The sequence below is a fragment of the Mariprofundus sp. KV genome (genome assembly GCF_013387475.1).
Lineage (GTDB): Bacteria > Pseudomonadota > Zetaproteobacteria > Mariprofundales > Mariprofundaceae > Mariprofundus.
The window spans coordinates 172362-197290 of record NZ_VWNB01000004.1 but is presented as its reverse complement, the minus strand read 5'-3'; the positions used below and the strand labels follow the sequence as shown (position 1 = coordinate 197290).

Here is a 24929-nt window from a genome sequence, read left to right as displayed (position 1 = left end):
GGTTCATATCAGCCTCGTAAGACTGCACCGAACTTCTTGTCCATCGCTGCAATGATTGACTGCATGGCTGCATCAGAATCCTGCTGTGTCAGCGTACGGTTGGGATCCTGCAGTGCAAAACGAATACCAAGACTCACCTTACCCTCCGGCACCCCTTTGCCTGCATAGCGGTCAAAGATACGTGTTTCAGTCAGCAGCTTTCCGCCAGCACTACGCACTGCATTGAGAATGGCATCTGATGAACTGTTTTTATCAAACAGGAACACCAGATCACGCTCCACGCCAGGGAACTCCGGCAGCGGCTGGAACTTCGCTTTTTTACCCTCAGGCAGCAGATCCAGATTGATATCTGCGACAAATACAGGCGCATCAATATCAAATGAATCGGCAATATCACCATCAACTTTTCCGATTCGACCTGCTTCGGCACGCCCCACCATAATCTTCGCACTCTGACCTGCCTGCAACCCGGCAATCGAATCATCAGCAATGAAGCGACCGATCAGACCACGTTTTGCCAGCCACGACTCAACTGCAGCTTTAAGATCAAAGAAATCAGCCTTGCGTGTCTGCGCATGCCACTCATCCTGACCAACATCACCGCTCATCAGCCAGGCCAATACATTGTTTTCATCATGGCCGTTCTCTGTTTTGACATACAGGCGCCCCTGCTCTGCCAGAGCCACCCCCGACTGCTGGCGGTTCAGGTTATGTTTTGCCACATTGAGAAGCCCCGGCCAGGCGCTTCGACGCATCACACTCATGGCATCGGAGATCGGATTTTGCAGTGCGATATCCAGTCCATCATCTTCGACAAACAGACGCTGCTCACCATCAGAGATAAAGGCGTAGGTCACCACCTGTAAAAAGCCATCGGCAACCGCATCATGAATAGAGCGATCCACTTTGGCAGGAGCCGTAGTCGCCAGTGCAGGCAGAATCTCCGGAATCGCATCAAAACCGATCACTCGCGCATACTCTTCAGAGATATCTTCAGGGATTGTCACATCATGACGGAACGGTGGCACATCAACATCCAGCCTGTCCCCGTCTCTGCGAATGCCGAACGCCATACGCTCCAGCACAGCATCCACCGATTCAGGGATATCAATACCAAGACGCGATGATATGCGCGCTACCGAACAACTGACTGAACGACCGGCATTGATCGCTGCGGCATCTCCACAAACAGTAATTTCACCAACAGCACCACCAAAGAGCTCGGTAATCAGCGCGCTAGCTTTCTGCATGGCAGTCTCAACCATCAGAGGATCCACACCACGCTCAAAACGCATCGATGCCTCACTGACCATCGCGTAGGTACGACGTGTTTCACTCACCCGTGCAGGACGGAAAAATGCTGATTCCAGCACAATATTGGTTGTGGTATCAGTTACACCCGATGGTTCAGAGCCCATAATACCAGCCAGAGCAATCACATCAGTTTCATCACACACCACCAGATCACCGGCATGCAGCTTGAGTTCTCGCCCATCCAGTGCAGCGAAATCCTCACCAGCCTGAGCTGAACGGATGCAGATATCACCATTGAGCCTGTCGGCATCAAAGGCGTGCATCGGCTGTCCGAAATCGAGCATCACATAATTGAGCACATCGACAATGCCATTCACCGGACGCATACCAGCCAGAATCAAGCCGGTCTGCATCCAGGCCGGAGAATCAGCCAGCGTCACGCCTTCAATACGGCGAGCCATATAAACAGGACAATCACCCTCTGCAGTAACAGTTACTTTTGCAGCAGGAATTGCAGTTTCCACTTCAGCAACATGGCTGATCACATCCGCCAAAGGCAGGCCTGCATCGGCCGCCAGATCGCGGGCGATACCGCGAACATTCATGCAATCGCCACGATTAGGGGTGATCGAGAGGTCAAACACAGCCTCTTCAAGACCCAGATACTCACCCACTTCGGCACCCACTGGTGCATCAGCAGGCAGAATCAACAGCCCTGCAGATTCGTCCGCCAGACCGAGTTCGGTTTCAGAGCAGCACATACCACAACTGGTTTCACCGCGGATTTTACCTTTTTTGATGGTGAGCCCATTGGGTAGCGTCGTGCCAAGTGTGGCAACCGGAATTTTATCCCCTTCGCCCATATTGGAGGCACCACAGACGATATCCAGCATCTCTGCTTCGCCAATATCCACCTTCAACAGGCTCAACTTATCGGCATCCGGATGTGGCTGTTTGGATCTTATCTGACCAACACGCACGCCCTGCACTGCAGCGCGCGGCATCTCCACGCCCTCCACTTCATGACCAAGGCGCACCAGATCATCGGCAATCTCTGCCGGAGTTTTACTCAGAGCCACCTGCTCTTTTAACCAGGAAAAAGGAATTTTCATGAGCCCATCCTCCGCAAAAAACGCACATCGTTTTCAAAGAACAGCCTCAGATCAGGAATGCCTTCCTTCAACATCACCAGTCGCTCCACGCCGAGCCCGAAAGCAAAACCGGAGAATTCATCAGCATCGATACCGACCGAACGCAACACATTGGGATGGATCATGCCGCTACCGAGCACTTCGATCCAGCCGCTGCCTTTACAGATGCGGCAACCCTTACCTGCACAGAAGACACAACCGATATCCACCTCAGCCGATGGCTCGGTGAACGGGAAATAGTGCGGACGCAGACGAATATCCACCTCTTTTTCGAAATAGGTGGAGAGGAAATGTTTTAATACGCCTTTGAGATGTGCCATGGAGACATCACGATCCACCTTAAACACCTCAACCTGATGAAACATCGGAGAGTGGGTCACATCATAATCACAACGGTAAACACGACCCGGTGCCACAACAGCCAGTGGCGGCTCATGCCCCTCTTCAAGGAAACGTTTCATAGCGCGGATCTGTACCGGTGATGTGTGCGTGCGCAGCAGCATCGGCTCTGAGTGTTCACCCTCGGCAAACTTCTCATTGATAAAGAAGGTGTCATGCATCGCACGCGCCGGATGTTCAGGTGGAATATTCAACGCATCGAAGTTGTGGAATTCATTCTCAATTTCAGGCCCTTCAGCAACAGCAAAGCCCATCTGTGAGAAGATGGCGGTCATCTCATCCAGCCCCTGCTGTACCGGATGCAGTGCGCCAGCGGGCTTACTACGGCCAGGCAGGGTAACGTCGATACGTTCTGCTTCGATTCGCTCAGCCTTGGCTTTGACTGCAAGATCGGCTTCGGATGCATCCAGTGCCTCAGCCAGTGCTGATTTGGTTTTATTTACATGCTGACCGATAACCGGACGCTCTTCTGCTGGCAGCTTACCAACACCCTTAAGCACTTCAGTCAACGCACCCTTTTTACCGAGATAATTTACACGCAGCTGCTGCAGCTCACTCAAACTTGCAGCCTGCGCAAACGAAGCCAGCGCCTCAGATTGCAACGTTTCAAGCTGAGCTTTCAGCGAATCAATCTCACTCATTTAATTCCCCTTTGTCACCACTAAGACACGAAGAGAGTAAGGAAAACCTCTAATAGCTTCTCACCCTACTAACAACAATACTTTGTCTCTTAGTGCCTTTGTGGTTCAAACTCTAAACAAAAAATAAAAAAAAATGGCAGAGCCTCAACAGCTCTGCCATTCCATTTATTCAAATTCCGGACGAATCCGGAAAATATTTTTACTGGATCTGTGCGCGAGCTGTTTCTGCCAGCTTCGCAAAACCATCAGCATCGCGAACTGCGATGTCAGCCAGAACCTTACGGTCCAGCTCAATGCCAGCCTTAGAAAGACCGTGCATGAAACCTGAATAGTTCAGACCATTCTGTTTGGCTGCTGCATTGATACGTACGATCCACAGGCTGCGGAACTCACGCTTCTTAACCTTACGGTCGCGGTACGCATACTGGCGCGCCTTATCAACCGCCTGGGTGGCAACGCGGAAGCAGCTCTTGCGACGACCACGGTAGCCCTTGGCTGCCTTAATTACACTTTTGTGGCGCGCGTGCGCCTGTACACCGGATTTAACGCGAGGCATATATCTCTCCTAACCTAAAACTTTCTTTAACCGCGGCCTGGAATCAGACGTTCCAGAGCCTTCGAATCAGCAGCTGAAACCAGCTCTGTACCGCGCATATTGCGCTTACGTTTTGGCGACTTCTTGGTCAGAATATGACTTGAGAAAGCCTTGTTACGCTTCCATTTTCCGCTACCAGTTTTGGTAAAACGTTTGGCTGCGCCGCTGTTTGATTTCATCTTAGGCATTATATTCTTCCTTTTCTTAAACTAAAAAAGCCCCTCCAGGGCTTATGAGACCACGGAGAGAAACTCTTATTTTGTTTTATTCGGTGCGATGATCATAATCATCTGTCGCCCTTCCATGTTTGGCATCTTTTCAGGTTTACCAAACTCTTCCAGCTGAGCAGCTACAAACTTCATCTGCTCAAGTCCGCGTCCGGTATGTGCCATTTCACGGCCCCTGAAACGCAAACTCACCTTAACCTTGTTACCTTGAGTCAGAAACTTCGTTGCTGCCTTCATTTTCACTTCCATGTCATGCGCGTCGGTGTTGGCGCCAACCTTCACCTCTTTAATCTGCATCACATGCTGACGTTTCTTGGCAAGATTGGCTTTCTTGCTCTGCTCGTATTTGTATTTACCATAATCCATGATCTTGCAAACCGGTGGGTTACTCTTGGCTGCCATCAGCACAAGATCCAGTCCTTTTACTTCCGCTCTGCCTACTGCTTCGGCCAGTGAAAGTACGCCCAGCTGCTCACCTGTTGTATCGTCAACGACTCGAACCTCGCGGGCATCGATGTCCATGTTGATTGGTAAATCCTTTTTAATACAAAGCTCCTAACGTCTAAACTGTTTCTACACTCAGTCGTGATTCAGCTGCATCTTCTGCATCTCGGAAATCCAGTCATCAAGACTAAACGTTCCCAGATTCTGACCGCTACGATCACGTACACTCAGGTTTTTTTCATCTCGTTCCCGATCTCCGGCAACCAGAATGAAGGGCACCCGCTCCAAAGTGTGGGCGCGCACTTTATAGCCGACCTTTTCGTTACGCAAGTCCATATCTACACGAAATCCCGCTTTGACCATCTTTTGTGTCACTTCAGCCACATATTCTGCCTGTGAATCGGTGATATTACAGACCACAGCCTGCACCGGTGCCAGCCAGAAGGGGAATTTACCTTCGTGGTGTTCGATCAGAATTCCGATAAAGCGCTCCATCGAGCCCAAGATGGCACGATGCAGCATCACCGGAGTCTGGCGCGATGAGTCCTCAGCCACATATTCAGCATCAAGCCTGCCAGGCATGGAGAAATCGACCTGAATCGTGCCGCACTGCCAGACGCGTCCCAGGCAATCTTTCAGCGAGAACTCAATCTTCGGTCCGTAAAAGGCCCCCTCACCCTTATTCTCACCATATTCGATGTTCTTCGACTGCAGTGCCTGATGCAGTGACGCCTCAGCCTTATCCCACTGCCCATCTGTGCCGACGCGTTTTTCAGGACGATCCGAGAGGAAGATAATCACATCTTCAAAGCCAAAGCGTTTGTAGACCTCATAGGTCAGATCGATGAAGTTGCACACCTCATCCTGAATCTGTGCTTCAGTGCAGAAGATATGGGCATCATCCTGCACAAAGTTACGCAGACGCATCAGACCATGCAGTGTGCCCGATGGCTCATTGCGATGGCAGGAACCGAACTCAGCCAGCCTTAATGGCAGATCACGGTAGGAGTGCAGGTTCTGATTGAATACCTGAATATGGCACGGGCAGTTCATCGGTTTGATCGCATACTCGCGGTTATCGGTGCTGGTGGTGAACATATCATCACGGAATTTATCCCAGTGACCGGACTTCTCCCAGAGCTTGCGATCCACCACTGACGGGGTTTTGATCTCCTGATATCCGTTGTCGCGCATCACGCCACGAATCTCATTCTCCACCTGCTGCCAGATGGTCCAGCCTTTGGGGTGCCAGAAGATCATACCCGGCGCCTCCTCCTGCAGATGGAACAGATCCAGAGCCTTGGCCAGCTTACGATGGTCACGCTTCTCCGCCTCTTCCAGGCGAACAAGATAATCCTTCAGATCACCCTTGGATGCCCACGCCGTACCATAGATGCGGTGCAGCTGCTCATTCTCGGAGTTACCCTCCCAGTAAGCGCCGGAGACCTTCATCAATTTAAAATGTTTGAGGATGCCGGTATTGGGTACATGCGGGCCACGGCAGAGATCCATCCAGTCACCCTGCTTGTACATACTTACTGTCTCACCCGCCGGAATGCGCCCGATCAGCTTGGCTTTATAGATCTCACCAATGCGCTCGAAGTGCTCAATGGCACCGTCGCGATCCCACTCTTCACGACTGATATCCAGCTTCTGATTGCAGAGCTGACGCATCTTCTCTTCGATCTTCTTCAGATCTTCAGGGGTAAAGGCGCGTTCATAGGCAAAGTCATAGTAGAAGCCATCTTCGATCACCGGACCAATGGTCACCTGTGCACCGGGGAACACCTCCTGCACTGCCATCGCCATCAGATGAGACGTTGAGTGGCGGATAATCTCCAGCCCCTCTTCTGACTTTTCGGTAATCAGGGATACGTTATCGCCATCGTTCAACGGATGAGAAACATCCACCATTTTACCGTTCACGGTTGCCGCAATCGTTGCCCGCGCCAGTCCTGCACCGATATCGGCAGCAAGATCATAAGCGGTTGCACCCTCACTCAGGGTACGGGATGAACCGTCAGGTAGTTGAATATTCATGGCGATGGTGTTCCTCCAAACGTGTAAGCGCTGCATCCTATCGTCAAAACGGTAATAAAAAAGGCCAGACTGATTAAAGTCCGGCCTTTTTAAATACACATAATAATAAATGGTAGGCTCGGGCGGTTTCGAACCGCCGACCCCCACCATGTCAAGGTGGTGCTCTACCCCTGAGCTACGAGCCTGTACTGGGTATCCCTCTCTCGAGGGCGGCGAATCGTATTGATCCCCCCTCACTCGGTCAAGCTGATAGAACTGAAGATATTATATTCCTGGCTTAACAACATACTTAATAAGGCTATTTGCATTTGAAGGTTGAATAGCCAGATCGTGCTATCATGACACTCTATCTTTAAACATTGCATTACAAGGTTGACAACTCGTGGAATTGAACTATTCTAAACCTTGCATTCTAAGGTTGGAGGATTCACATGCCGCATCAATCAATGGCGAACAAGATTTGGGCCGTAGCAGATACTCTGCGTGGCGATTTCAAACAATCGGAATTTGGGCGGATGATTCTTCCGTTCACTGTCCTCCGAAGATTGGAATGTGTTCTGGAGCCTACTCGCGATGCGGTGTGGGCTCAATACAACGCAATCAAGGATGAAGACCTTGATCTCGACTTGATTCTACCGGGCGTTGCTGAGGCTACGTTCTATAATACATCCCAGTTTACGCTGGCCAGTCTTGGTTCCACCAGCACGCGACAAAACCTTGAAGAGTACATCAGCGGGTTCTCCGCTAATGCCCGACAGGTGTTCGATGAGTTCGGATTCGAGGGGTGGATTACCAAACTTGAATCAGCAAACCTGCTTTACCTTGTTGCCAAGGAGTTCAAGGAATTCGATCTGCATCCTGATCGCGTGTCTAATCATCATATGGGCTTGGTGTTTGAGCACCTGATCCGGAAGTTCGCTGAATCAGCCAATGATACTGCTGGCGAGTTCTTCACACCGCGTGATGTTGTGCGTCTGGCCACTACCCTTGTGTTTGCAACAGACCAAGAGGCGCTTGGTGACAAAGGTGTGGTGCGAACCGTCTATGATTGTGCTGCAGGTACTGGTGGTTTCCTTTCTTCTGCCATTGAGCAGGTTGCAGAATGGAACCCTAACGCAAGCCTGATCCCTTATGCTCAGGAACTTAACCCTGAGACACATGCAATCTGCGTGGCCGATAAGCTGATTCAGGGGTATGACACCCGGAACATCAAGCAAGGCAATACGATCTCCGAAGATAAGCTGCCCCATGAACGCTTTGACTACTGCCTTGCAAATCCACCGTTTGGCGTGGACTGGAAGAAGGTTCAGACATCAGTAACCAATGAGCACCGTGTAAGCGGCTTGAATGGTCGCTTTGGCCCTGGCCTTCCCCGTGTGAATGATGGCTCGATGCTGTTCCTGATGCATCTGCTGTCCAAGCGTAAGCCTAAATCACAGGGTGGAACTCGCATTGGTATCGTCCTCTCCGGTTCTCCGCTGTTCAATGGCGGTGCCGGCTCAGGTGAGTCCGAAATTCGGAGATGGATTCTCGAAAACGACTGGCTTGAAGCGATCATCTCTCTGCCTACCGATATGTTCTACAACACGGGTATTGGTACATACATCTGGATCATTTCGACCAACAAGGAAGATCACCGTGCAGGCTTGGTGCAGTTGATCGATGCAACCAACATCAACACATCTATGCGCAAGAGTCTGGGCAGCAAGCGCAAGTTCCTCAGCGACCATCAGATTGATGATATCGCCCGCATCCATGATGCATTCGAAGAAAGCGAGATCAGCAAAATTTTCAGTACGACCGACTTCGGCTATCGCCGGATTACTGTTGAGCGCCCGCTTCAGTTGAAGTTCTCAGTGACTCCCGAAAAACTGGAGGCATACGAAGCTGACAATAAGGCAGAGCAAGCTGAGAAGTTCGCTGGTGTTGATGGCGACTTCATGAGTCTTGATGCATTTCTCTCTGCAGCCGGCGTGAAGAAGCTCTCAAAACCTGCTGAAAAGGCCGTTATGACCATATTTGGTGAACATTGTCCGGATGCAGAAGTAATCACTGATGCGAAGGGTAATCCACTCCCTGATCCGAATCTCCGTGATAACGAAAACGTACCGATGTCCGAATCAGTCGAAGAATACTTCGAGCGGGAAGTGATCCCACATGTGCCAGATGCCTGGGTCGATACATCCAAGAAGGATAAAAAGGATGGTGAAGTTGGCATTGTGGGCTATGAGATCAACTTCAACCGGTACTTCTACAAGTATGTACCACCACGCTCACTGGCAGACATTGATGCGGAATTGAAAGCTGTTGAAGGTGAGATCGCCGATCTTCTTGCGGAGGTGGCGGCGTGAGGTGTCCTGCATGTGATGAATACGTTCCTATCGAGGACTGGGATGACGATTCCCCGTTTCAGTGCGAGGAATGTGGTGAATGGATCAGACTTGTGATCGACGAATCCACCTACAAAGGCGCTACCGACAAGTATCTGGAGGTGGTCGATGAGTAATCTAAAACCATATCCGAAGTACAAGCCCTCCGGCGTGGAGTGGCTGGGGGATGTGCCGGAGGGATGGGAGACAAAGAAGCTTTCACATTGGTTTGATGCCTATGGAAGTGGAACAACTCCACCCAATGAGGCTGATTATTCTGATTCTGGCACTCCTTGGGTCACTACAGGAGAGCTTCGAGAGAACACCATTTTCTCTACAGATAAACGTGTCACCCAAAAAGCCATCGCTTCTTATTCAGCACTAAAAGTTCATCCCGCTGATTCGCTGGTGATTGCAATGTATGGTGCCACAGTCGGTCGTATTGGACGGCTTGGTATTCCCGCTACGCTTAATCAAGCTTGCTTTGCCATCCATCCAAACGACCTCATTTCTTTGGATTTGCTCGAATATTGGTTTCAAGGATTCCGAGATGAGTTGATCACCTTAGCAACTGGAGCTGGGCAACCGAACATTAGTGGCGATAAGATCAAAACCCTCCTCGTGTCTGCGCCAATTGATTCTAACGAACAATCCGCCATCGCCACCTTCCTCGACCGCGAAACCACCCGCATCGACTCTTTGGTAGAGAAGAAACAGCGATTCATCGAGTTACTGAAAGAAAAGCGCCAGGCGCTCATAACCGATGCAGTGACAGGTAAGTTCGATGTAAGCACAGGAAAGCCATATCCGGCATATAAACCATCAGGCGTGGAGTGGCTGGGGGATGTGCCGGAATGTTGGGGTATAAAGCCTTTCTTTGCCCAGACAATGGAACGTAAAGAGCCAAACAAAGGGATGATTGAAACCAATCTTTTGTCATTGAGCTATGGGAGAATTGTACCCAAGGACATCAATACTGATGAAGGCTTGTTGCCAGCATCATTTGAGACTTATCAGTTAATTCATCCTAATGACATCGTATTCCGACTAACAGATTTACAGAACGACAAGCGCAGCCTTCGATCAGCAATCTGCAAAGAGAAAGGGATCATTACTTCCGCATACCTTGCCGTAAGGACTTCAGGATTTGATGCGGACTACCTCAACTATTTGATGCGCTCATACGACGTTATGAAGGTGTTTTATTCAATGGGCGGAGGAATGAGGCAGTCTATGAAGTTTGATGATTTAAAGCGCCTGCCACTGATAGTCCCCTCTGTGCGCGAGCAGACTGCAATAGTAACCTTTCTCGACGGCGAAACCACCCGCATCGACTCTTTGATGGAGAAGACCGAGAAGAGCATCGAACTCCTCAAGGAAAGGCGCTCTGCGTTGATTACAGCGGTTGTGACGGGGAAGATTGATGTGAGGGATGCAGCATGACTCAACAAGAAAAGCCATTGCCGTCGTTAAGCTTACCGAGAAAACCTTTTGTAGGTGAGCATGCCTTCGAAGGCGACCTACTTGATAGGAGGCAATTGGCAGAAAGATTAACCAGTTACATGGATCGCTTGCGTGAAGGTGCTGTTCTTGCCATTGACGCTCCGTGGGGGGAAGGGAAATCGTGGTTTGGTCGAAATTGGGCAAAACATCTCGATGAGCAAGAGCACAAAGTGGTATTCATTGATGCGTTCGAACAGGACTATAGCGAGGATCCATTCTTACTCATTGCCGCTGAAATTTCTGAAGTGTTGGATAGCGGTGAAGAAGGCGCCAGACCTCTCAGGCAGAAAGCTGCAAGTGTAGCGAAGGCAATCTTGCCAATGGGAACCAAGGTCATGCTGAACCTTGCTGGTCGTTTGGCCTTGGGTTCTGCCGATCTGTCGGAAGAATTCAGGGGGGCAGTCGAAGCAGCCAGTGCAGGCGGTTCAGATATGGCTGGGCAATGGGTGGAAAAGAGACTGGAAGAACACGCCCAAGAAAAGGTCTCTGTTCAACAGTTTCGGGACTCATTAGCTGAGTTTTCTGGAAGGCAAGACAAGCCTGTGGTTATCTTTATCGATGAGCTGGATAGGTGTCGTCCTACATTTGCAGTACAGCTAATTGAGCGACTGAAGCACTTCTTTGATGTGCCAAACCTTGTATTCATTCTGCTGCTCAATCGAGATCAGCTAGAGAAGGCAGTAAAAGGCGTTTATGGTGCAGATACGGATGCATCTGCTTACCTTAGCAAATTCGTCAACTTCTTCTTCCTTTTACCAAAGCAAACATCAGTTGAAACTCAGGCAAATGATCATGTGAAACAATATGTGAACCATGTGTTCGACCGATATAGCTTTTCAGAAGGCAGACAGGTTGGCGGCTTTTCTGAAGTGTTTGGGATGATGGCTTCACTCCTGAATTTATCTCTTCGAGACATTGAACGAGGGGTCGCGTTATATGCATTCGCCCAGCCGGTTAATGTGGCAAATCATTTTTTGGCTTACGTGATAGCTCTCAAGGTATCTAATCCGAATTTATTTAACCGCCTAATTAAAGGCGATAAAGTAGCTCATGGAGAGGCCCAGAAAATTGTCGATGTTATGCAACAAAAGTTTGATGGTGGAAGAGATAGGAATTGGCCACTGTTGAACAGCATACGTGCGTTGCATGAGGGGCATATAAGTGGATTCACCAATGGTTCTGAAGAATTAAAACAACTTAACCAAGGGTTGTGGAACTACGGGCTAGAAGTCGAGCGTCTGCTGCCATTCCTGGCAGAAAGAATTGATCTTCCGATGGAACGCTAGGTGAAAATAAAATAATGGGCTCCGGCATCTCTACCATCTGCACATCTTGCGGTGATGAACAGGGCTACTTCCTTGGATCAGGAATGATGCGTGGCGATGTTGGGTTTGAGGCGATGAATGTTCGCGGCAAGGCTCGGAAAGAGATCAATATATTGGTGCGAAAACATTACGACGAGGGCTATCACATTGAGGAAGGCGGCGCGTTTGAATACAGACTCTATGCTTGCCCTAAGTGCAACACTCTTTCCCGACGCTTTTATGCTAAATTCAAGCACGGCGAAGGCGAGACATTCGAAACGAGATGCAACTGCCACAAGTGCCGGCGCGAGCTGATTGGGCCAGTTGGGAAGCTGAATGAATTTGGTTTTGTCGAAGAACCAACCGAAGAAGAAATAGCCCGGTACAATTGCAGTAAGTGTGGCCAGAAAACACTGATTAAAGGACAGGAGATGATATGTTGGGATTGAGCCAGCACTTCAGCCCGAGGGGATAAAATGTCAGCAGCACACCACGAGATTCATTTCGAGAAATTCATCGTTGATCACCTTACCGGAAACGGTTGGATTGAAGGCGATCCGTCTAAGCATGACCGGAAACTGGCCCTCTACCCGGAGGATGTGATCGGATGGATTCAGGAAAGCCAGCCAGAGACATGGGAAAAGCTTTCGCGCATCCATAAGGGCGATGCTGAGAAAGTCGTGCTGGAGAGGCTTGCAGCTACGCTGGATGCGAAAACCGGAGGCACTGTGAAAGTGCTACGTCGTGGATTTGGTGTAGCCGGAGGCGGCACTGTCCAGATGAGCCAGTCGATGCCGGAAGATGCTCGCAATGAAACCGTGCAGAAACGCTATGCTGCCAACCGGGTCAGGATTGTCCGTCAGGTTCGGTACTCACTCGATAATGAAAATGCGATTGATCTGGTCGCTTTTATCAACGGCATCCCTGTTGCGACATTCGAGCTCAAGACCGACTTCACGCAGTCAGTTGAAGCAGCCAAACACCAGTATCGCTCCGACCGCAACCCGAAGAGCACATACACCGGGCGTATGGAGCCGCTACTGACGTTCAAACGTGGTGCAGTCGTTCACTTCGCCATGTCAGATTCGGAAGTTTACATGACCACCAAACTGGCCGGCGATTCGACCTATTTCCTACCGTTCAACAAGGGAAATGATGGGGCTGCTGGCAATCCGGCTGCTGATCCATACCCGGTCAAATACATGTGGGAAGATTTGATGCAGAGGGATAACTGGCTTCGCATCTTTCACAGGTTCGTGTTCACTGAGAAGAAGGAGGAAGAGACTGCCCAGGGCACCCTCCAGTACAAGGAAACTCAGATATTCCCGCGCTATCACCAGTGGGAAGCAGTCACCCAGATGATCGATACGGTCAGGAAAGAAGGTCCCGGCCATCAATACCTGAACCAGCACAGCGCCGGTTCAGGCAAGACGAACACGATCTCATGGACTTCGCATGAACTGATCCGGCTCCGCCATGATGACGGCACGCCTTACTTCAACTCGGTCATCGTGGTGACCGACCGGACCGTGCTGGATGCTCAGTTGCAGGAAGCCATTAGCCAGATCGAACACCAGACCGGTGTGGTCAAAGCGGTAGACCGTGAAACATCCAGCCTGCCCAAAAGCCAGCAGCTTGCTCAGGCGCTTCTGGATGGCACCCCGATCATCGTGGTGACCCTCCAGACTTTTCCGTATGCCATGGAGGCCATCCTGACTGAGCAGAGCCTTCGTGACCGGAAATTTGCCGTTATTATTGATGAAGCCCACAACTCACAGACCGGTAGTGTGGCCAGCAAGCTTCGGCAGGTACTCGCACTGGATTCATCAGAAGATCTGGCAGCTATGACACCGGATGAGATTCTGGAGAAGCTACAAAGCGTGCGTGGATTGCCTGACAACGTAAGCCACTTCGCATTTACGGCTACACCAAAGCACTCGACGTTGATGCTGTTTGGTCGCCCCCAGAATCCGGCAGAGGATGTGTCGTCAGACAATCCACCCGTGGCATTCCACACCTACACCATGCAGCAGGCCATTGAGGAAGGGTTCATCCTTGATGTGTTGCAGAACTACACCAGCTACAAAATGGCGTTCAAACTGGGCAGCGAGTATGCAGACAAAAAGCGGGTTGATACCAAGTACGCTGGTAGAGCCCTAGCGAAGTGGTTGACCCTACACCCGACCAATGTAACGCAGAAAGTGCATCTGATCATTGAGCACTTCCACTCCAACGTGGTTCACCTGCTGGGCGGGCAGGCCAAGGCGATGGTGGTTACGAACTCCCGTGCTGCTGCCGTCAAATACAAGTTGGCTTTTGACCGGTATGTTGAGAAGCAGGGATACCGTGGTATTCAGTCCATGGTCGCTTTCTCCGGCAAAATCCTCGGCAAACAGATCAATGATGATATCGATTTCCGATATCCGGAAGACGAAGTGTTCACAGAAGACAATATGAATCCTGGCGCCAAGGGCCGTGATCTCCGCAAGGCATTCGATACGCCTGAGTATCAGGTTATGCTGGTCGCGAATAAGTTCCAGACAGGCTTTGACCAACCCAAACTGGTGGCGATGTATCTGGATAAGAAAATCTCCGGCGTAGAAGCCGTACAGACGCTCTCACGGCTGAATCGGACGCATAAGGGCAAGGACACCACATACGTCATCGACTTCGCCAATGATCCGGAAGAAATTCTGGCTGCATTCAAGCTCTACTATAAGGCGGCGCAGATATCTGATATCCAGAACCCACATATCGTGTACGACATGAAAATGCGCCTTGATGATATGCAGGTATATGAGGCTGAGGAAGTGCGTCAGTTTGGCCTGGCAATCACAGCCCCCAACCCGTCACATGCCAAGCTCTACTCAGTCACTCAGCCTGCTACAGATCGATTCAATGGTCGCATGAAGATGCTTAATGATGCGATTGATGTGTGCGAGCGTGAGTACCAGATTGCAGAGCGAAGTGGCGACAAGGACAAGATGGCCAAGGCAGATGCACGGCGCTCTGAGCACACTAAGGCACGCGATGAACTCCTGATCTTCAGTGAAGGGTTGGCCAAGTTTGTTCGGGCATACGAATACTGTGCCCAGTTGATCGAGTTTGGCGATGCTGAAATGGAAGCGTTTGCAGCCTTTGCCAAGCTACTCAAGAAGCGGTTGAAGGGTGCAACACCGGAGGAAGTCGATATCACTGGGCTTGCACTGACCCACTTCAAACTGCTGCATAAAGGTGAACTTGGTTCAGGACTTGGGGATGGTGATCCTGACAAACTGAAGCCAACATCAGGAACCGGCGGACGCGACCCGAAAGACCGTGAACGGGCATACCTTGCAGAACTGATCCAGAGGCTGAACGAGGCCTTTGGCAAGGATGTTACTGACAAGGACAAGGTAGCCTTTGCAGTCCATATCAGTGAGAAGCTGAGAGGCAACGAAAAGGTCATGGATCAGGTTCGTAATAACCCGGTTGACCAAGCCATGAAGGCTGATCTTCCATCGGCAGCTACCAAGGCAATTGTAGAAGCGATGGGATCACACCAGAGCATGGCCAAGCGCCTGCTTGGTGATGAGGTTACGCGCAATCTGTTCCTGACTGTCGTGTATGAAATGCTGAGCAAGGACGTTGCTGCAGGAATGATTGAACAAGCTAGAGGTGACAATGACGCCTGATCTCTTACTGCTGGAGGGTGTTTCTCATCTCGGTCAGAGAGTGGAAAACGATGGCGTTACTATAGTCGCCACTGCAAATATTATGCCGCCAGAGAATTGCCCATCTTGTGGCTGCAAACCGCTATATAAGCACGGTTCTCGGGTCTATAGCTATGCAGACACCCCATTGTATGGAAAGCCAGTTAGAGTCGAAATTGAACGGCAGCGTTATCGCTGCAAAGTGTGCGGCAAGGTGGAGACCCCCAATATTCCTTCGCTTGATGATAAGCGGGTAGCGACAAAGCGACTCATTGGCCTGATTCAGAGCAGGTGCTTCAAATATACGTTCACAGCGCTATCTGAAGAAACAGGCCTCGTAGTGAATACAGTTAAATCAATTGCTCTCGATTATCTCGAATGGCTTGATGAAAACCATGAGCGTGAAACACCTCGAATCATGGGGTTGGATGAGGTGAAGGTTGGGGGTAGTTACCGGGCAGTTGTGACTAATCTCGAAATGAGAACCGTCTTCGAGATGTATGAAAGAAGAACTAAACAACACATGATTGAGTTCTTCAAAAACCTGAAGGATAAGGAGCGAGTGGAATGGGTTGCCTTGGATATGTGGGGGCCATTCAAGATTGTACTGGAGCAAGAACTTCCCAATGCTCGGCTAGTAATTGACCGATACCATGTTATCGAAAAAGCAAGTCGGGCGCTGGACCAATTGCGCATTAATATCCAAAGCCAACTCGAGAAAAGTGATAGAATACGCTTGAAGAAAGGACTTCGCTGGGGGCTCTTGAGGCGGAATGAGAAGCGTACTGAAGCCGACGATGAGAAACTTGAACTCATCCGACAGGATTATCCTAAGTTAGCTTTGGCGTATGACCTGGCTGAGGAGTTCCACAGCATTTACGAAATAGATGGCCGTGCAAATGCAGAGGCGGAATTCAGCAGATGGTTGAACTCAATCCCTCCTGAGTTTATGCCATACTTCGGTGAAGTCGGCGCAATGGTTAATCGACATCACCAGAACATCTTCAACTACTTCGATTTTCCGATTACAAATGCCTACACCGAGGCTAAGAACGGGATCACAAAGCTCAATAACAGGATGGGACGTGGATACAGTTATGAGATTATTCGTGCCCGATTACTTTATGCCAAGGTGAGCTCACAGGCAGGTAGAGTAATCACCCATACAGGCACCCCTAAAAGCATCACAGATCCAGTTTCTGCATGGGGTAATGCTAAGGTGTCTGACTATGGACGATACATCTCTAACTTCGGAGATGATTAATGTGGTCGCATTAAATACAACAGGTGGCTTAAATGAGTGAAAGGAACAATCCAGCAAGCAGGTTGCATTCAATTCTCGAAGAATCAAAGGATGGGCAGCATCGCCAAAAGAGCGTAATGCAAATGTGGGCAGATGTGTTTGAAATCAATTTAGAGGAACCAGATGGCCCTCTGAGGCTGATCGGACAGCTGGCCAACCTCAAGGCCCTTATTCATGAAGTTCGAGAAAAGATATCAGGGATGGATGTTAGACAATCCCTGTATTTGAAGCATTTCGAAAAAATCGAAAACGCAACCCGGATAGACCAACTTGGAGCTGCTTGGAGCACTTCAGAAAGTCAATTAAGTGAAGCAACTATGGATAGCTTGGAACATTGCTCTGAATTACTCTCAAGCGCATTTTCAGAAGATGATATCTCAGAATCAATCGTTGAGATAAAAGACAAGGTAGAAAACCTGTCAGAAGAAGTAATTGCATCTGATCTTGATGAGCCGATAAAGAACTTTATCCTGAAAGAACTCGAAGTGATCCGCCGTGGTATATTTGACTATCGCCTCAAAGGAGCGAGTGGCTTGAGGGAATCTGTAGCTACAACCATTGGAGACTTCATGCTGAGCCCCGATGTCTCTCAGTCAACGAATGACAAAGGGTTTCTTTCTAAACTGAAGACCCTTATTGTAGATACAGAAAAAATTACATCTTCGGCTATGCGACTAAAGGCTTTGGCCGGGACAGCGGCTAACAATGTATTAGAGATGATTAGCCAAAGTTCAACCTGACTGACCAGAAACGCTGGCGAAGTATTGGCGTTCATTTCAACCAGACTGTGATTTTTGATGAGGCTATAATTTGATGTGTAAAAGCTAGCTTTCAACCCTAGAATGCAAATAGCCCTTAATAAAGCACATCACTCCTATAACCAACTGATCAGGACACGCTATACTTGCAACAAATCTTCTCCATGCCTCTCTCAGGCTGGCAGTGATCTGTTTATCGGCTACACTGCTTGCTAAGCGACGCTTGGCAGAGAGGATAAGAGCATGAAGAGAGTAGTAACCGCGCTTTCGCTGATTTTTGTTGTTGTCGGCAGTGCAGATGCCGCAGGACTGTATAAATGCAAAGGCCCCGGTGTGTTTGATACCCCTGTCTGGACAAATACCCCTTGTCAGAACAAGTCCGATATTCTCGAAACAAAGAACCTGAAGGAGTACCCCCGCAGTAAGAAACCGACAGTGAAAGAGCATGGTGACCTGACTGCAGAAAAAGCTGAAAAACTGATCCGCCTGAAGAAGGTGGCGATTGGCATGAGCCGGAAGGATGTTGTTCGCTCATGGGGTAAACCCGATGAGATCGACTCCACTCTCAGCGAAAAGGGTAAAAGTGATTTGATGATCTACCACAGAGGTTCGGCTAAATCGCAATATGTATTTATGAACGAACAGGGGGTTGTCAGCAGCGTCAAATCGGCTGACCCCAACGGCATCAAAGCCAAAGAGAACAAAGATCCCAACAAAAAAGAGCTTGGTACCGTTAAAACCGACGGTTACTCGTACAAAAAGTAGCTGGCAACTTGAACCGGAGTCACTATCCTCACCAAGGTATAACCACCTGACTCCGACTGTGATCTCCAGCACATCTTAACTTGTATCTGATGCGAGTTTACGCACTATTCGTGCGTAAAACCCAATTTTAAGGTTCCGGTACTTTCCATGTCTGTTAAACAGCTATCTTTATGTCTTGTGATTCTGGCCCTCTGCTCGTGCGCCGCAGTTAAAAAACCACTGCAGCCGGTACTGGAAAGCAGGGTGAACCATATTGAAATCGCCAAGGTGGAAACAGGAAAAGTACTGATGATTCAACAGGTTAATCCGGTCATCCTCGCCATGGGCTCTTCCGGTCTGCTGCTCGACACAGCGATTGTTGCTCAACGGGCGAATGAATATAAACAGTCTGCCGGTGAAGTAAACCAGATGGCCACCAGCGTATTTGAGGAATCGCTACTAAAAAATCTGTCGAAAAAGGGTATTAAGGCAAAGTCTCAAAAAAAATATTACTGGGATTATTATAAAGGCGAGCAAAAAGAGGCAACCAAAAAAATCGATGCCATCCTCAGGGTTGAGTTAAAAAATCTAGGCTTCTGGTCCAAGAGCATTTTGGATCCTTATATGCCCTCGGTTTTTGTGCTGGCCGAATTGATAGATCCGGCGACTCGGGAGGTACTGTATAGTGACCGCTTTACCATGGGTATCGACATCACCTCTCTACAGGTGATGAAATTCCTCTATGGCGACATCAATATTGTACCAAATCTGCGTAAAACCCCATCCTACGACAGCTTTGACAAACTGCTGAAAAACCCTGAACAGAGCCGCAAAGCTCTTCTAAGAACTGTGGCTGCAGCAGCCCGCCACATGGCAAAAGGGCTTAATGGCGAGAGTAAAACGATCATGAAAACCTACGCTAAATCTGCTGCTCAGGTACAAGTCGCAACATCAGATGACCTGATCGTTGATGTGAAGGGAGCACGAGCCAGAAGTGGCCCTAGCACCAAAAGCAAAATTCTGCGTAAATTAAAAAAAGGCACTATCGCAACCAAAATGCAACAACAGGGTGAATGGCTCTACGTTCGGTTGCAAGACAACGGCTCCAGCGCCTGGGTGCATCACTCAATATTCTTGAAGGGCCAAGAGGTTGTAACCACGAACTAAAGTCTACTTATGCAAGGCTGCATGGCCTAGCTGACATAAGACTCACGATCCTTTCCGGTATAACTAAGCTTGTTATAGCCACCTTCATGCGTATGGTTCGCGCCGCAAAACCCTTATACGACCAAGGCGCCGGTGTAGTTCATGACAGTAAAACATATTTCTATATGCATGTTGCTTCTTCTGCTCTGCTCATGTGGTTTGGCAAAAAAACCGCTGCAGCCGCTTCTGGAAACCAGGATCGTAAACATTGAAATCGCCAAAATAGAAAAAACCAAAATGTTGATGATTCAACAGGTCAATCCGGTCATTCTCGCCATGGGGAGCTCCGGTATACTGATCGACACAGCCCTGCTCATTCATCGGGCTAATCGGTATACACAACACGCAGGCTCGATAAACAGGATCTGCAACACTCTCTTTGAAGAGTCACTGCTCAATGCACTGGCGCAGAAGGGGATCAGTACGAGCAGCTCAAACAGAGCTTACTGGGACTACTACCGGGGCAAGCAGAAGCAGCTGACCAAACAGATGGATGCCATCCTCAAGGTTGAACTGAGAAATGTCGGATTTTGGTCCCGGAGTCCTCTGGAGCCTTACAAACCATCCATCTTTGTACTGGCTGAACTGATAGAACCAACGACCAGGAAGGTTCTCTACAGTGACCGATTCACCATAGGGATTGATGTCACCTCACTGCAGGTGATGAAATATCTGTTTGGTGATATCAATATGGTGCCATATGCGGGTAACGCTGAATCCTATAAAACCTTTTCGAAACTTATTGATAACCCTGAGCAGAGTCGGGATGCCCTGTTTCAGACGGTGCAGGCGGCGGCTCGCCATTTGGCTAAAGGGCTGAATGGGGAGACAAAGTTCATCGCAGAGACCTATGCACGATCAAACGCCCAGATTCAGATGGCCGTCAATGGTGAGATGACCGTTGATCTCAACAGTGCTGAAATCAGAACCGCCCCTGACAGTGATAGCGAAGTGATTCAACAGCTGCAAAAGGGTGATGTGGTGACCCGCATGCAAAAACAGGGCGACTGGTATTTCGTTCGCCTGCAGGACGGCTCCAGCGCCTGGGCGCATCACTCTATTTTTGTGCCGGGCAGTGAAGAGCCGGTTCATCAACCACAGGCTCAACCGGATAATAACAAGCTTGCACAAGCCAATCAGATGATCCCCCCTCTTAAGCCATCATTCCAAAGTGAACAGAACTACACAACAGATGACTCGCTATGGAATGGCTTTAGTACCCATCACATTTTGGCTGATCCGGGATTTGAAAGCGTAAGACCTTAATAGATCGCTGAGAGCTCATAGCTACGGACTTTTCCGGCGATATTGATCTCAAACTCATCCCCTACAGACCTGCCGGTCAGAACCTTACCAAGTGGCGACCTGGGTGTGATCACTGTGACCATCGTATCGCGATATTGAACCTTCAATCCACCTGCCTCTGCGGCCAGCCATAACAGCTGCCGATTCCCCTGCTCATCATCCAGCAGCACCAGTGAGGAGAGGAGTGCCACCGGCGACGGCCCGGCAAGGGATAAACGCCTGAAATATTCCAGAGCGCGTTCGATCTCCAGCAGGCGTCGACCCTGCCCCTGTGCAAGATACGAGGCTTCCAGACCCATCGTTTCATATTTACTGGATCCCAGACAATCGCTATGTGTTGCTGTATCACGGGCAATCGCAACAGCCTGCTCAAGTGAGGTAAGATCAAGACGCAACTGCTCCATGATCAGAGAGAGGATTTCAGATTTATCTATATTCATCATGGCTGGCTTAAGCTGCATGCATTCCAGGCGGAGTCCAGCAACGCTATATACTGATCCCCATCATAAAGGATACTGTGGATTGATCACCAGACACCTCATCTGTAACAGGAGAACACCAGACCACACGGCCATAGATTTGAAACCCGGCTCTACCGAAATGTTTAAAGCCCAACTGAATCTCCTCACCCTCATCCAGAGGAGCCTCCACTTTTAATCCTATGCCTGTAAATGAGAGATCACGCACACTCTCCACATGCAGGTATTGGCCTGAACCGGGGTGGAACAGCTCGCCTTTCGAGAGTTCAGGGGCAGAGCTGCGCTCTTCTTTACGTTGTTCAACGCCCATAACTGTCCCCCTACAATCAAAGATGCTTCTAATTGATTATAGGAGAAAAAAAACGCTCCGGGGACGCTTCCGTCCCTATTCAAAATACGGGTTTAGCTCTTCTTGTTGTCAGATCAGCAGAGGCTTTTACTGACTATCTCATAGACATCAGCAGAGATACCATCGGCATCGGCAATGCGCTGCAGTTGGCCACGCATTAAGTCACTGCGCTTTGGTTCCAACCGTTTCCAGTTCATCAGCGCACGCACCATACGTGAGGCAATCTGCGGATTGAGTCGATCAAGCGTCAACACCTGATCAGCCACAAAGCGATAACCACTACCATCCAGCGCATGGAAGATCACAGGGTTACGCATGGCAAAGCTGCCAATCACAGCGCGAACCTTGTTCGGATTACGAAGATCAAATTTGGGGTGTCTCATCAGCCCCTCTACTGCTGTCAGCGTCTCCGGAAGTGACGAGGATGCCTGCACTGCAAACCACTTATCCATCACATTGGCATCATCACGCCACTGCTGCTCAAACAGTGCCAGTGCCTGCATGCGCTGATCACAATCACAACGGGCTAGCAGAGAGAGAGCGGCATACTGATCTGTCATATTCTCCGCCGCATTAAACTGACACCAGGCCAGTTCGATTGCAGCCTCACTATGAAGCGCCATCAGGTAACCCAGACAGACATTTTTCAGCTTACGCTGCTGCATCGCCTGGTCATCCAATCCTGAAACAGCCGACAGTTGGTGGTAAATGGCCTCAAGATCATCACGCAGGGCTGAAGCAATAAACAGGCGCAACTGCTCGCGCACGGTATGAATGCATCCGGGATCAGCAGGAGCAGTGGCCTCAGCAATATCAGACTCTGAAGGCAGTGTCAGCGCCTCAGCCTTCAGTGCAGCATCAACACCGGGATCTTGAAGCAGCTGGCCGAAAGCAGTTGCAACAGCCGCTTCCGGCTTTTGCCCGGCAAGCATGGCCAGCAATGTCTGCATCGCCAGCCTTTGCGCTGCAGCCCAGCGGTTGAAGGCATCGCTGTCATGCGCCATTAAAAAAGCATTTTCCTCAGCCGAATAGGGGTAATCGAGATCAACAGGTGCTGAGAAACCGCGCAACAGTGATGGCAGAGGCCTCTCCGCCACATGGATAAATGTAAAGGCCTGACGCTGTTCAGTGATCAGCAGGGTTCGCTCTTCTCCCTTCGGCTGACTCTCTCCCTCTAGCTGCAGCGGCAGTGGTCTGCCATCAGGCAGCAGCAGACCCAGTGTGAGCGGAATAAGGAACGGTTTTTTCTCAACCGCTTCCGGTGTGGCCGGACAGGATTGTGAAACGTGCAACGTGCAGCGCTGTCTCTCTTCATCATAATCCATAGAGACCTTCAGCCTTGGTGTGCCCGCCTGCTCATACCAGTGCTGCATCTGCGAAAGATCTCTATTGTTGGCATCGGCCATGGCGGCAAGAAAATCCTCGGTAGTGACAGCCTGCCCGTCATGGCGCTTAAAATAGAGATCCATACCGCGCCGAAAACCGTCCACACCGAGAAGACTCTGGTAGAGGCGCACCACCTCAGCCCCCTTCTCATAGACAGTCACCGTATAAAAATTATTGATCTCCATATAGGAGGAAGGACGAATCGGATGCGCCATCGGGCTTGCATCCTCAGCAAACTGATGGCTGCGCAGAAGACGCACATCCTCAATGCGTTTTACCGCCCGCGAATGACAATCGGCAGTAAACTCCTGATCCCGGAATACCGTCAGCCCCTCTTTCAGACTGAGCTGGAACCAGTCGCGGCAGGTCACCCGGTTACCGGTCCAGTTATGGAAATACTCATGCCCAATCACCGCTTCAATGGCAATATAATCATCATCGGTGGCCGTCTCCGGGCTGGCAAAGACCAGTCGTGAGTTGAAGATATTCAACCCCTTGTTCTCCATCGCCCCCATATTGAAATCATCGACAGCAACAATCATGAACAGATCAAGGTCATACTCCAGAGCAAAGCGCTGCTCATCCCACGCCATAGCCCGTTTCAGGGATGCCATAGCGTGGTCACAGTGATCGATATGATGGGCTTCAGTATAAATCCGCAAGATCACATCACGCCCTGAAGCCGTTTGATAACAGCCCTGCACACAGGCCAGATCACCCGCCACCAGTGCAAACAGATAGCAGGGTTTGGCAAACGGATCAGACCATTCAGCCCAGTGCAAACCTCCCTCAAGCTCGCCTGCTCCTGTTGGATTACCATTGCTAAGCAGCACGGGATTTGCCTGTTTATCAGCTACAATACGCACATCAAAGGGCGCCATCACATCGGGTCGATCCTGATAATAGGTGATACGGCGAAAACCCTCAGCCTCACACTGGGTGCAGTAGTTGCCGCCTGAGCGGTAGAGCCCCTCAAGAGCGCTGTTGGCCTCGGGATTGATGCGGGTGATAATCTCCAGCTCAAATTCCTCTGACAGGTTGTCGATGCTCAGGCCCTCCCTGTGCAGTTGGTACCCAGCTGCATCCAGGCTCTGCCCATCGACTTTGAGGCTAAGCAGCTCAAGATCATGGCCGTCCAGTTCAAGTGCTGCGCCTGCCGCTGCCAGAGGATTTCTACGATACTTCACCCTGCTCAACACTTCGGTAGCAGAGGGGTGCAGCGTAAAATCGAGCGCCACATGATCAACCAGAAATGGCGGCGATTGATAATCTTTCAGATATACGGTTTGTGGCTGCGTCATGAATACCATCCCGGAAAAAGTTCGGGGCAGACTAGAGGCTGCTGAGGTAAAACCCAAATGAAGCGCACTACTACTGTTTGAAGTGGCGCGAACAGTAATCAGAAAAGATGCAGCTTCTTGTTACAGGCTTACACCCAGCATGAATAAAGTAGAATCGCCTTCAGAGAGTTCGGAGGGTGCAGGGGAACACCAGATCACCCGGCCATACATCTGAATATGGCTTCTGCCATATTTAAAGCCGAGACGGATTTTCTCGCCCTGCTCCAGAAAGGCATCCACCATCAGACCGATACCATCAATAGAGACATCACGTACGCTTTTGACTCTCAGGTACTGTCCGGAATTGGGATGGTAGAGCTCCCCTTTAGACAGCTCTCTGGCTGCAAACCGCTCATCCTTTCGCTGTTCGACTGACACAATCATTCTCCTGATTCATGAAATACCCTTGCTTGAATCTATTATAGAACAAAAAATGAAAA

20 protein-coding genes and 1 tRNA gene are annotated in these 24929 nt (G+C 49.9%); 10 read left to right on the top strand and 11 right to left on the bottom strand.

The features are described 5' to 3' along the window. Nucleotides 1-8: 8 nt before the first annotated feature. The 7 genes from pheT to F3F93_RS04840 form a co-directional block, all read right to left on the bottom strand. Entirely contained in the window at nucleotides 9-2366 is a 2358-nt protein-coding gene (gene pheT, locus F3F93_RS04870) for a phenylalanine--tRNA ligase subunit beta (RefSeq protein WP_176958044.1), read from the bottom strand. After that, entirely contained in the window at nucleotides 2363-3445 is a 1083-nt protein-coding gene (pheS, locus tag F3F93_RS04865; RefSeq protein ID WP_176958043.1) for a phenylalanine--tRNA ligase subunit alpha, read from the bottom strand. Before pheS ends, pheT begins: the two co-directional genes overlap by 4 nt. A gap of 199 nt (nucleotides 3446-3644) precedes the next feature. Further along, entirely contained in the window at nucleotides 3645-4001 is a 357-nt protein-coding gene (gene rplT, locus F3F93_RS04860) for a 50S ribosomal protein L20 (protein ID WP_176958042.1), read from the bottom strand. A 26-nt stretch (nucleotides 4002-4027) separates the two neighbouring features. After that, nucleotides 4028-4228 carry a 50S ribosomal protein L35 gene (rpmI, locus tag F3F93_RS04855; RefSeq protein ID WP_176958041.1) on the bottom strand — a complete coding sequence of 67 codons (201 nt, stop codon included), beginning with the start codon at nucleotides 4226-4228 and terminating at the stop codon, nucleotides 4028-4030. Between the two features lie 66 nt (nucleotides 4229-4294). After that, on the bottom strand, nucleotides 4295-4813 hold the full coding sequence (gene infC, locus F3F93_RS04850; RefSeq protein WP_347239199.1) for a translation initiation factor IF-3: 519 nt from the start codon (nucleotides 4811-4813) through the stop codon (nucleotides 4295-4297). A 33-nt stretch (nucleotides 4814-4846) separates the two neighbouring features. After that, a complete protein-coding gene (gene thrS / locus F3F93_RS04845) occupies nucleotides 4847-6751 on the bottom strand; it encodes a threonine--tRNA ligase (protein WP_176958039.1) in 1905 nt (634 codons plus the stop codon). Nucleotides 6752-6861: 110 nt separating this feature from the next. Further along, nucleotides 6862-6936: transfer RNA gene (locus tag F3F93_RS04840), tRNA-Val, on the bottom strand. Between the two features lie 246 nt (nucleotides 6937-7182). Between F3F93_RS04840 and F3F93_RS04835 the strand changes: the two genes are divergently transcribed. The 10 genes from F3F93_RS04835 (at nucleotide 7183) to F3F93_RS04790 (ending at nucleotide 20896) form a co-directional block, all read left to right on the top strand. Then, nucleotides 7183-9102: a class I SAM-dependent DNA methyltransferase gene (locus F3F93_RS04835; RefSeq protein ID WP_176958038.1), complete on the top strand. Its 1920-nt coding sequence runs from the start codon at nucleotides 7183-7185 to the stop codon at nucleotides 9100-9102. A gap of 147 nt (nucleotides 9103-9249) precedes the next feature. Next, nucleotides 9250-10563, top strand: a complete 1314-nt coding sequence (locus F3F93_RS04830) for a restriction endonuclease subunit S (RefSeq protein WP_176958037.1) — start codon at nucleotides 9250-9252, stop codon at nucleotides 10561-10563. Further along, nucleotides 10560-11909 carry a P-loop NTPase fold protein gene (locus F3F93_RS04825; protein ID WP_176958036.1) on the top strand — a complete coding sequence of 450 codons (1350 nt, stop codon included), beginning with the start codon at nucleotides 10560-10562 and terminating at the stop codon, nucleotides 11907-11909. Before F3F93_RS04830 ends, F3F93_RS04825 begins: the two co-directional genes overlap by 4 nt. Nucleotides 11910-11923: 14 nt before the next feature. Beyond that, complete coding sequence (locus F3F93_RS04820) at nucleotides 11924-12376, top strand: hypothetical protein (RefSeq protein ID WP_176958035.1); 453 nt, start codon at nucleotides 11924-11926, stop codon at nucleotides 12374-12376. Between the two features lie 27 nt (nucleotides 12377-12403). Continuing rightward, nucleotides 12404-15601 (top strand): type I restriction endonuclease, encoded by a 3198-nt coding sequence (locus F3F93_RS04815; protein WP_176958034.1) that lies wholly within the window; start codon nucleotides 12404-12406, stop codon nucleotides 15599-15601. Beyond that, a complete protein-coding gene (locus F3F93_RS04810; protein ID WP_176958033.1) occupies nucleotides 15570-16883 on the top strand; it encodes an ISL3 family transposase in 1314 nt (437 codons plus the stop codon). The genes F3F93_RS04815 and F3F93_RS04810 overlap by 32 nt, the downstream gene beginning before the upstream one ends. A 32-nt stretch (nucleotides 16884-16915) precedes the next feature. Beyond that, the gene (locus F3F93_RS04805; RefSeq protein WP_176958032.1) at nucleotides 16916-17662 is read left to right on the top strand and encodes a hypothetical protein; all 747 of its coding nucleotides are present in this window, start codon (nucleotides 16916-16918) and stop codon (nucleotides 17660-17662) included. A gap of 261 nt (nucleotides 17663-17923) precedes the next feature. Next, entirely contained in the window at nucleotides 17924-18445 is a 522-nt protein-coding gene (locus F3F93_RS04800; protein WP_176958031.1) for a hypothetical protein, read from the top strand. Nucleotides 18446-18592: 147 nt separating this feature from the next. After that, nucleotides 18593-19591 carry an SH3 domain-containing protein gene (locus F3F93_RS04795; protein WP_176958030.1) on the top strand — a complete coding sequence of 333 codons (999 nt, stop codon included), beginning with the start codon at nucleotides 18593-18595 and terminating at the stop codon, nucleotides 19589-19591. Between the two features lie 168 nt (nucleotides 19592-19759). After that, nucleotides 19760-20896, top strand: coding sequence for an SH3 domain-containing protein (locus tag F3F93_RS04790; protein WP_176958029.1), 1137 nt, complete (start codon nucleotides 19760-19762; stop codon nucleotides 20894-20896). On the opposite strand, the gene F3F93_RS04785 is transcribed toward F3F93_RS04790, so the two are convergent. The 4 genes from F3F93_RS04785 to F3F93_RS04770 all read right to left on the bottom strand — a co-directional run bounded on the left by F3F93_RS04785 (nucleotide 20893) and on the right by F3F93_RS04770 (nucleotide 24867). Then, nucleotides 20893-21396 (bottom strand): GreA/GreB family elongation factor, encoded by a 504-nt coding sequence (locus F3F93_RS04785; protein ID WP_241696976.1) that lies wholly within the window; start codon nucleotides 21394-21396, stop codon nucleotides 20893-20895. The genes F3F93_RS04790 and F3F93_RS04785 overlap by 4 nt on opposite strands. Before the next feature lie 25 nt (nucleotides 21397-21421). After that, complete coding sequence (locus F3F93_RS04780; RefSeq protein WP_176958028.1) at nucleotides 21422-21724, bottom strand: PilZ domain-containing protein; 303 nt, start codon at nucleotides 21722-21724, stop codon at nucleotides 21422-21424. Nucleotides 21725-21837: 113 nt separating this feature from the next. Next, nucleotides 21838-24450 carry an aminopeptidase N gene (gene pepN, locus F3F93_RS04775; protein ID WP_206675375.1) on the bottom strand — a complete coding sequence of 871 codons (2613 nt, stop codon included), beginning with the start codon at nucleotides 24448-24450 and terminating at the stop codon, nucleotides 21838-21840. Nucleotides 24451-24570: 120 nt separating this feature from the next. Beyond that, the gene (locus tag F3F93_RS04770; protein WP_176958026.1) at nucleotides 24571-24867 is read right to left on the bottom strand and encodes a PilZ domain-containing protein; all 297 of its coding nucleotides are present in this window, start codon (nucleotides 24865-24867) and stop codon (nucleotides 24571-24573) included. Nucleotides 24868-24929 lie beyond the last annotated feature (62 nt).

Bases quoted from the DNA above. Each gene is read 5' to 3' on its own strand.
- F3F93_RS04805 (WP_176958032.1), top strand. From the start codon at position 16,916: ATGAGTGAAAGGAACAATCCAGCAAGCAGGTTGCATTCAATTCTCGAA.
- F3F93_RS04825 (WP_176958036.1), top strand. From the start codon at position 10,560: ATGACTCAACAAGAAAAGCCATTGCCGTCGTTAAGCTTACCGAGAAAA.
- F3F93_RS04800 (WP_176958031.1), top strand. From the start codon at position 17,924: ATGAAGAGAGTAGTAACCGCGCTTTCGCTGATTTTTGTTGTTGTCGGC.
- F3F93_RS04780 (WP_176958028.1), bottom strand. From the start codon at position 21,724: ATGGGCGTTGAACAACGTAAAGAAGAGCGCAGCTCTGCCCCTGAACTC.
- F3F93_RS04820 (WP_176958035.1), top strand. From the start codon at position 11,924: ATGGGCTCCGGCATCTCTACCATCTGCACATCTTGCGGTGATGAACAG.
- rplT (WP_176958042.1), bottom strand. From the start codon at position 4,001: ATGCCTCGCGTTAAATCCGGTGTACAGGCGCACGCGCGCCACAAAAGT.
- F3F93_RS04830 (WP_176958037.1), top strand. From the start codon at position 9,250: ATGAGTAATCTAAAACCATATCCGAAGTACAAGCCCTCCGGCGTGGAG.
- F3F93_RS04815 (WP_176958034.1), top strand. From the start codon at position 12,404: ATGTCAGCAGCACACCACGAGATTCATTTCGAGAAATTCATCGTTGAT.
- F3F93_RS04790 (WP_176958029.1), top strand. From the start codon at position 19,760: ATGTTGCTTCTTCTGCTCTGCTCATGTGGTTTGGCAAAAAAACCGCTG.
- pheS (WP_176958043.1), bottom strand. From the start codon at position 3,445: ATGAGTGAGATTGATTCGCTGAAAGCTCAGCTTGAAACGTTGCAATCT.
- pepN (WP_206675375.1), bottom strand. From the start codon at position 24,450: ATGACGCAGCCACAAACCGTATATCTGAAAGATTATCAATCGCCGCCA.
- rpmI (WP_176958041.1), bottom strand. From the start codon at position 4,228: ATGCCTAAGATGAAATCAAACAGCGGCGCAGCCAAACGTTTTACCAAA.
- F3F93_RS04795 (WP_176958030.1), top strand. From the start codon at position 18,593: ATGTCTGTTAAACAGCTATCTTTATGTCTTGTGATTCTGGCCCTCTGC.
- thrS (WP_176958039.1), bottom strand. From the start codon at position 6,751: ATGAATATTCAACTACCTGACGGTTCATCCCGTACCCTGAGTGAGGGT.
- pheT (WP_176958044.1), bottom strand. From the start codon at position 2,366: ATGAAAATTCCTTTTTCCTGGTTAAAAGAGCAGGTGGCTCTGAGTAAA.
- F3F93_RS04835 (WP_176958038.1), top strand. From the start codon at position 7,183: ATGCCGCATCAATCAATGGCGAACAAGATTTGGGCCGTAGCAGATACT.
- F3F93_RS04785 (WP_241696976.1), bottom strand. From the start codon at position 21,396: ATGCAGCTTAAGCCAGCCATGATGAATATAGATAAATCTGAAATCCTC.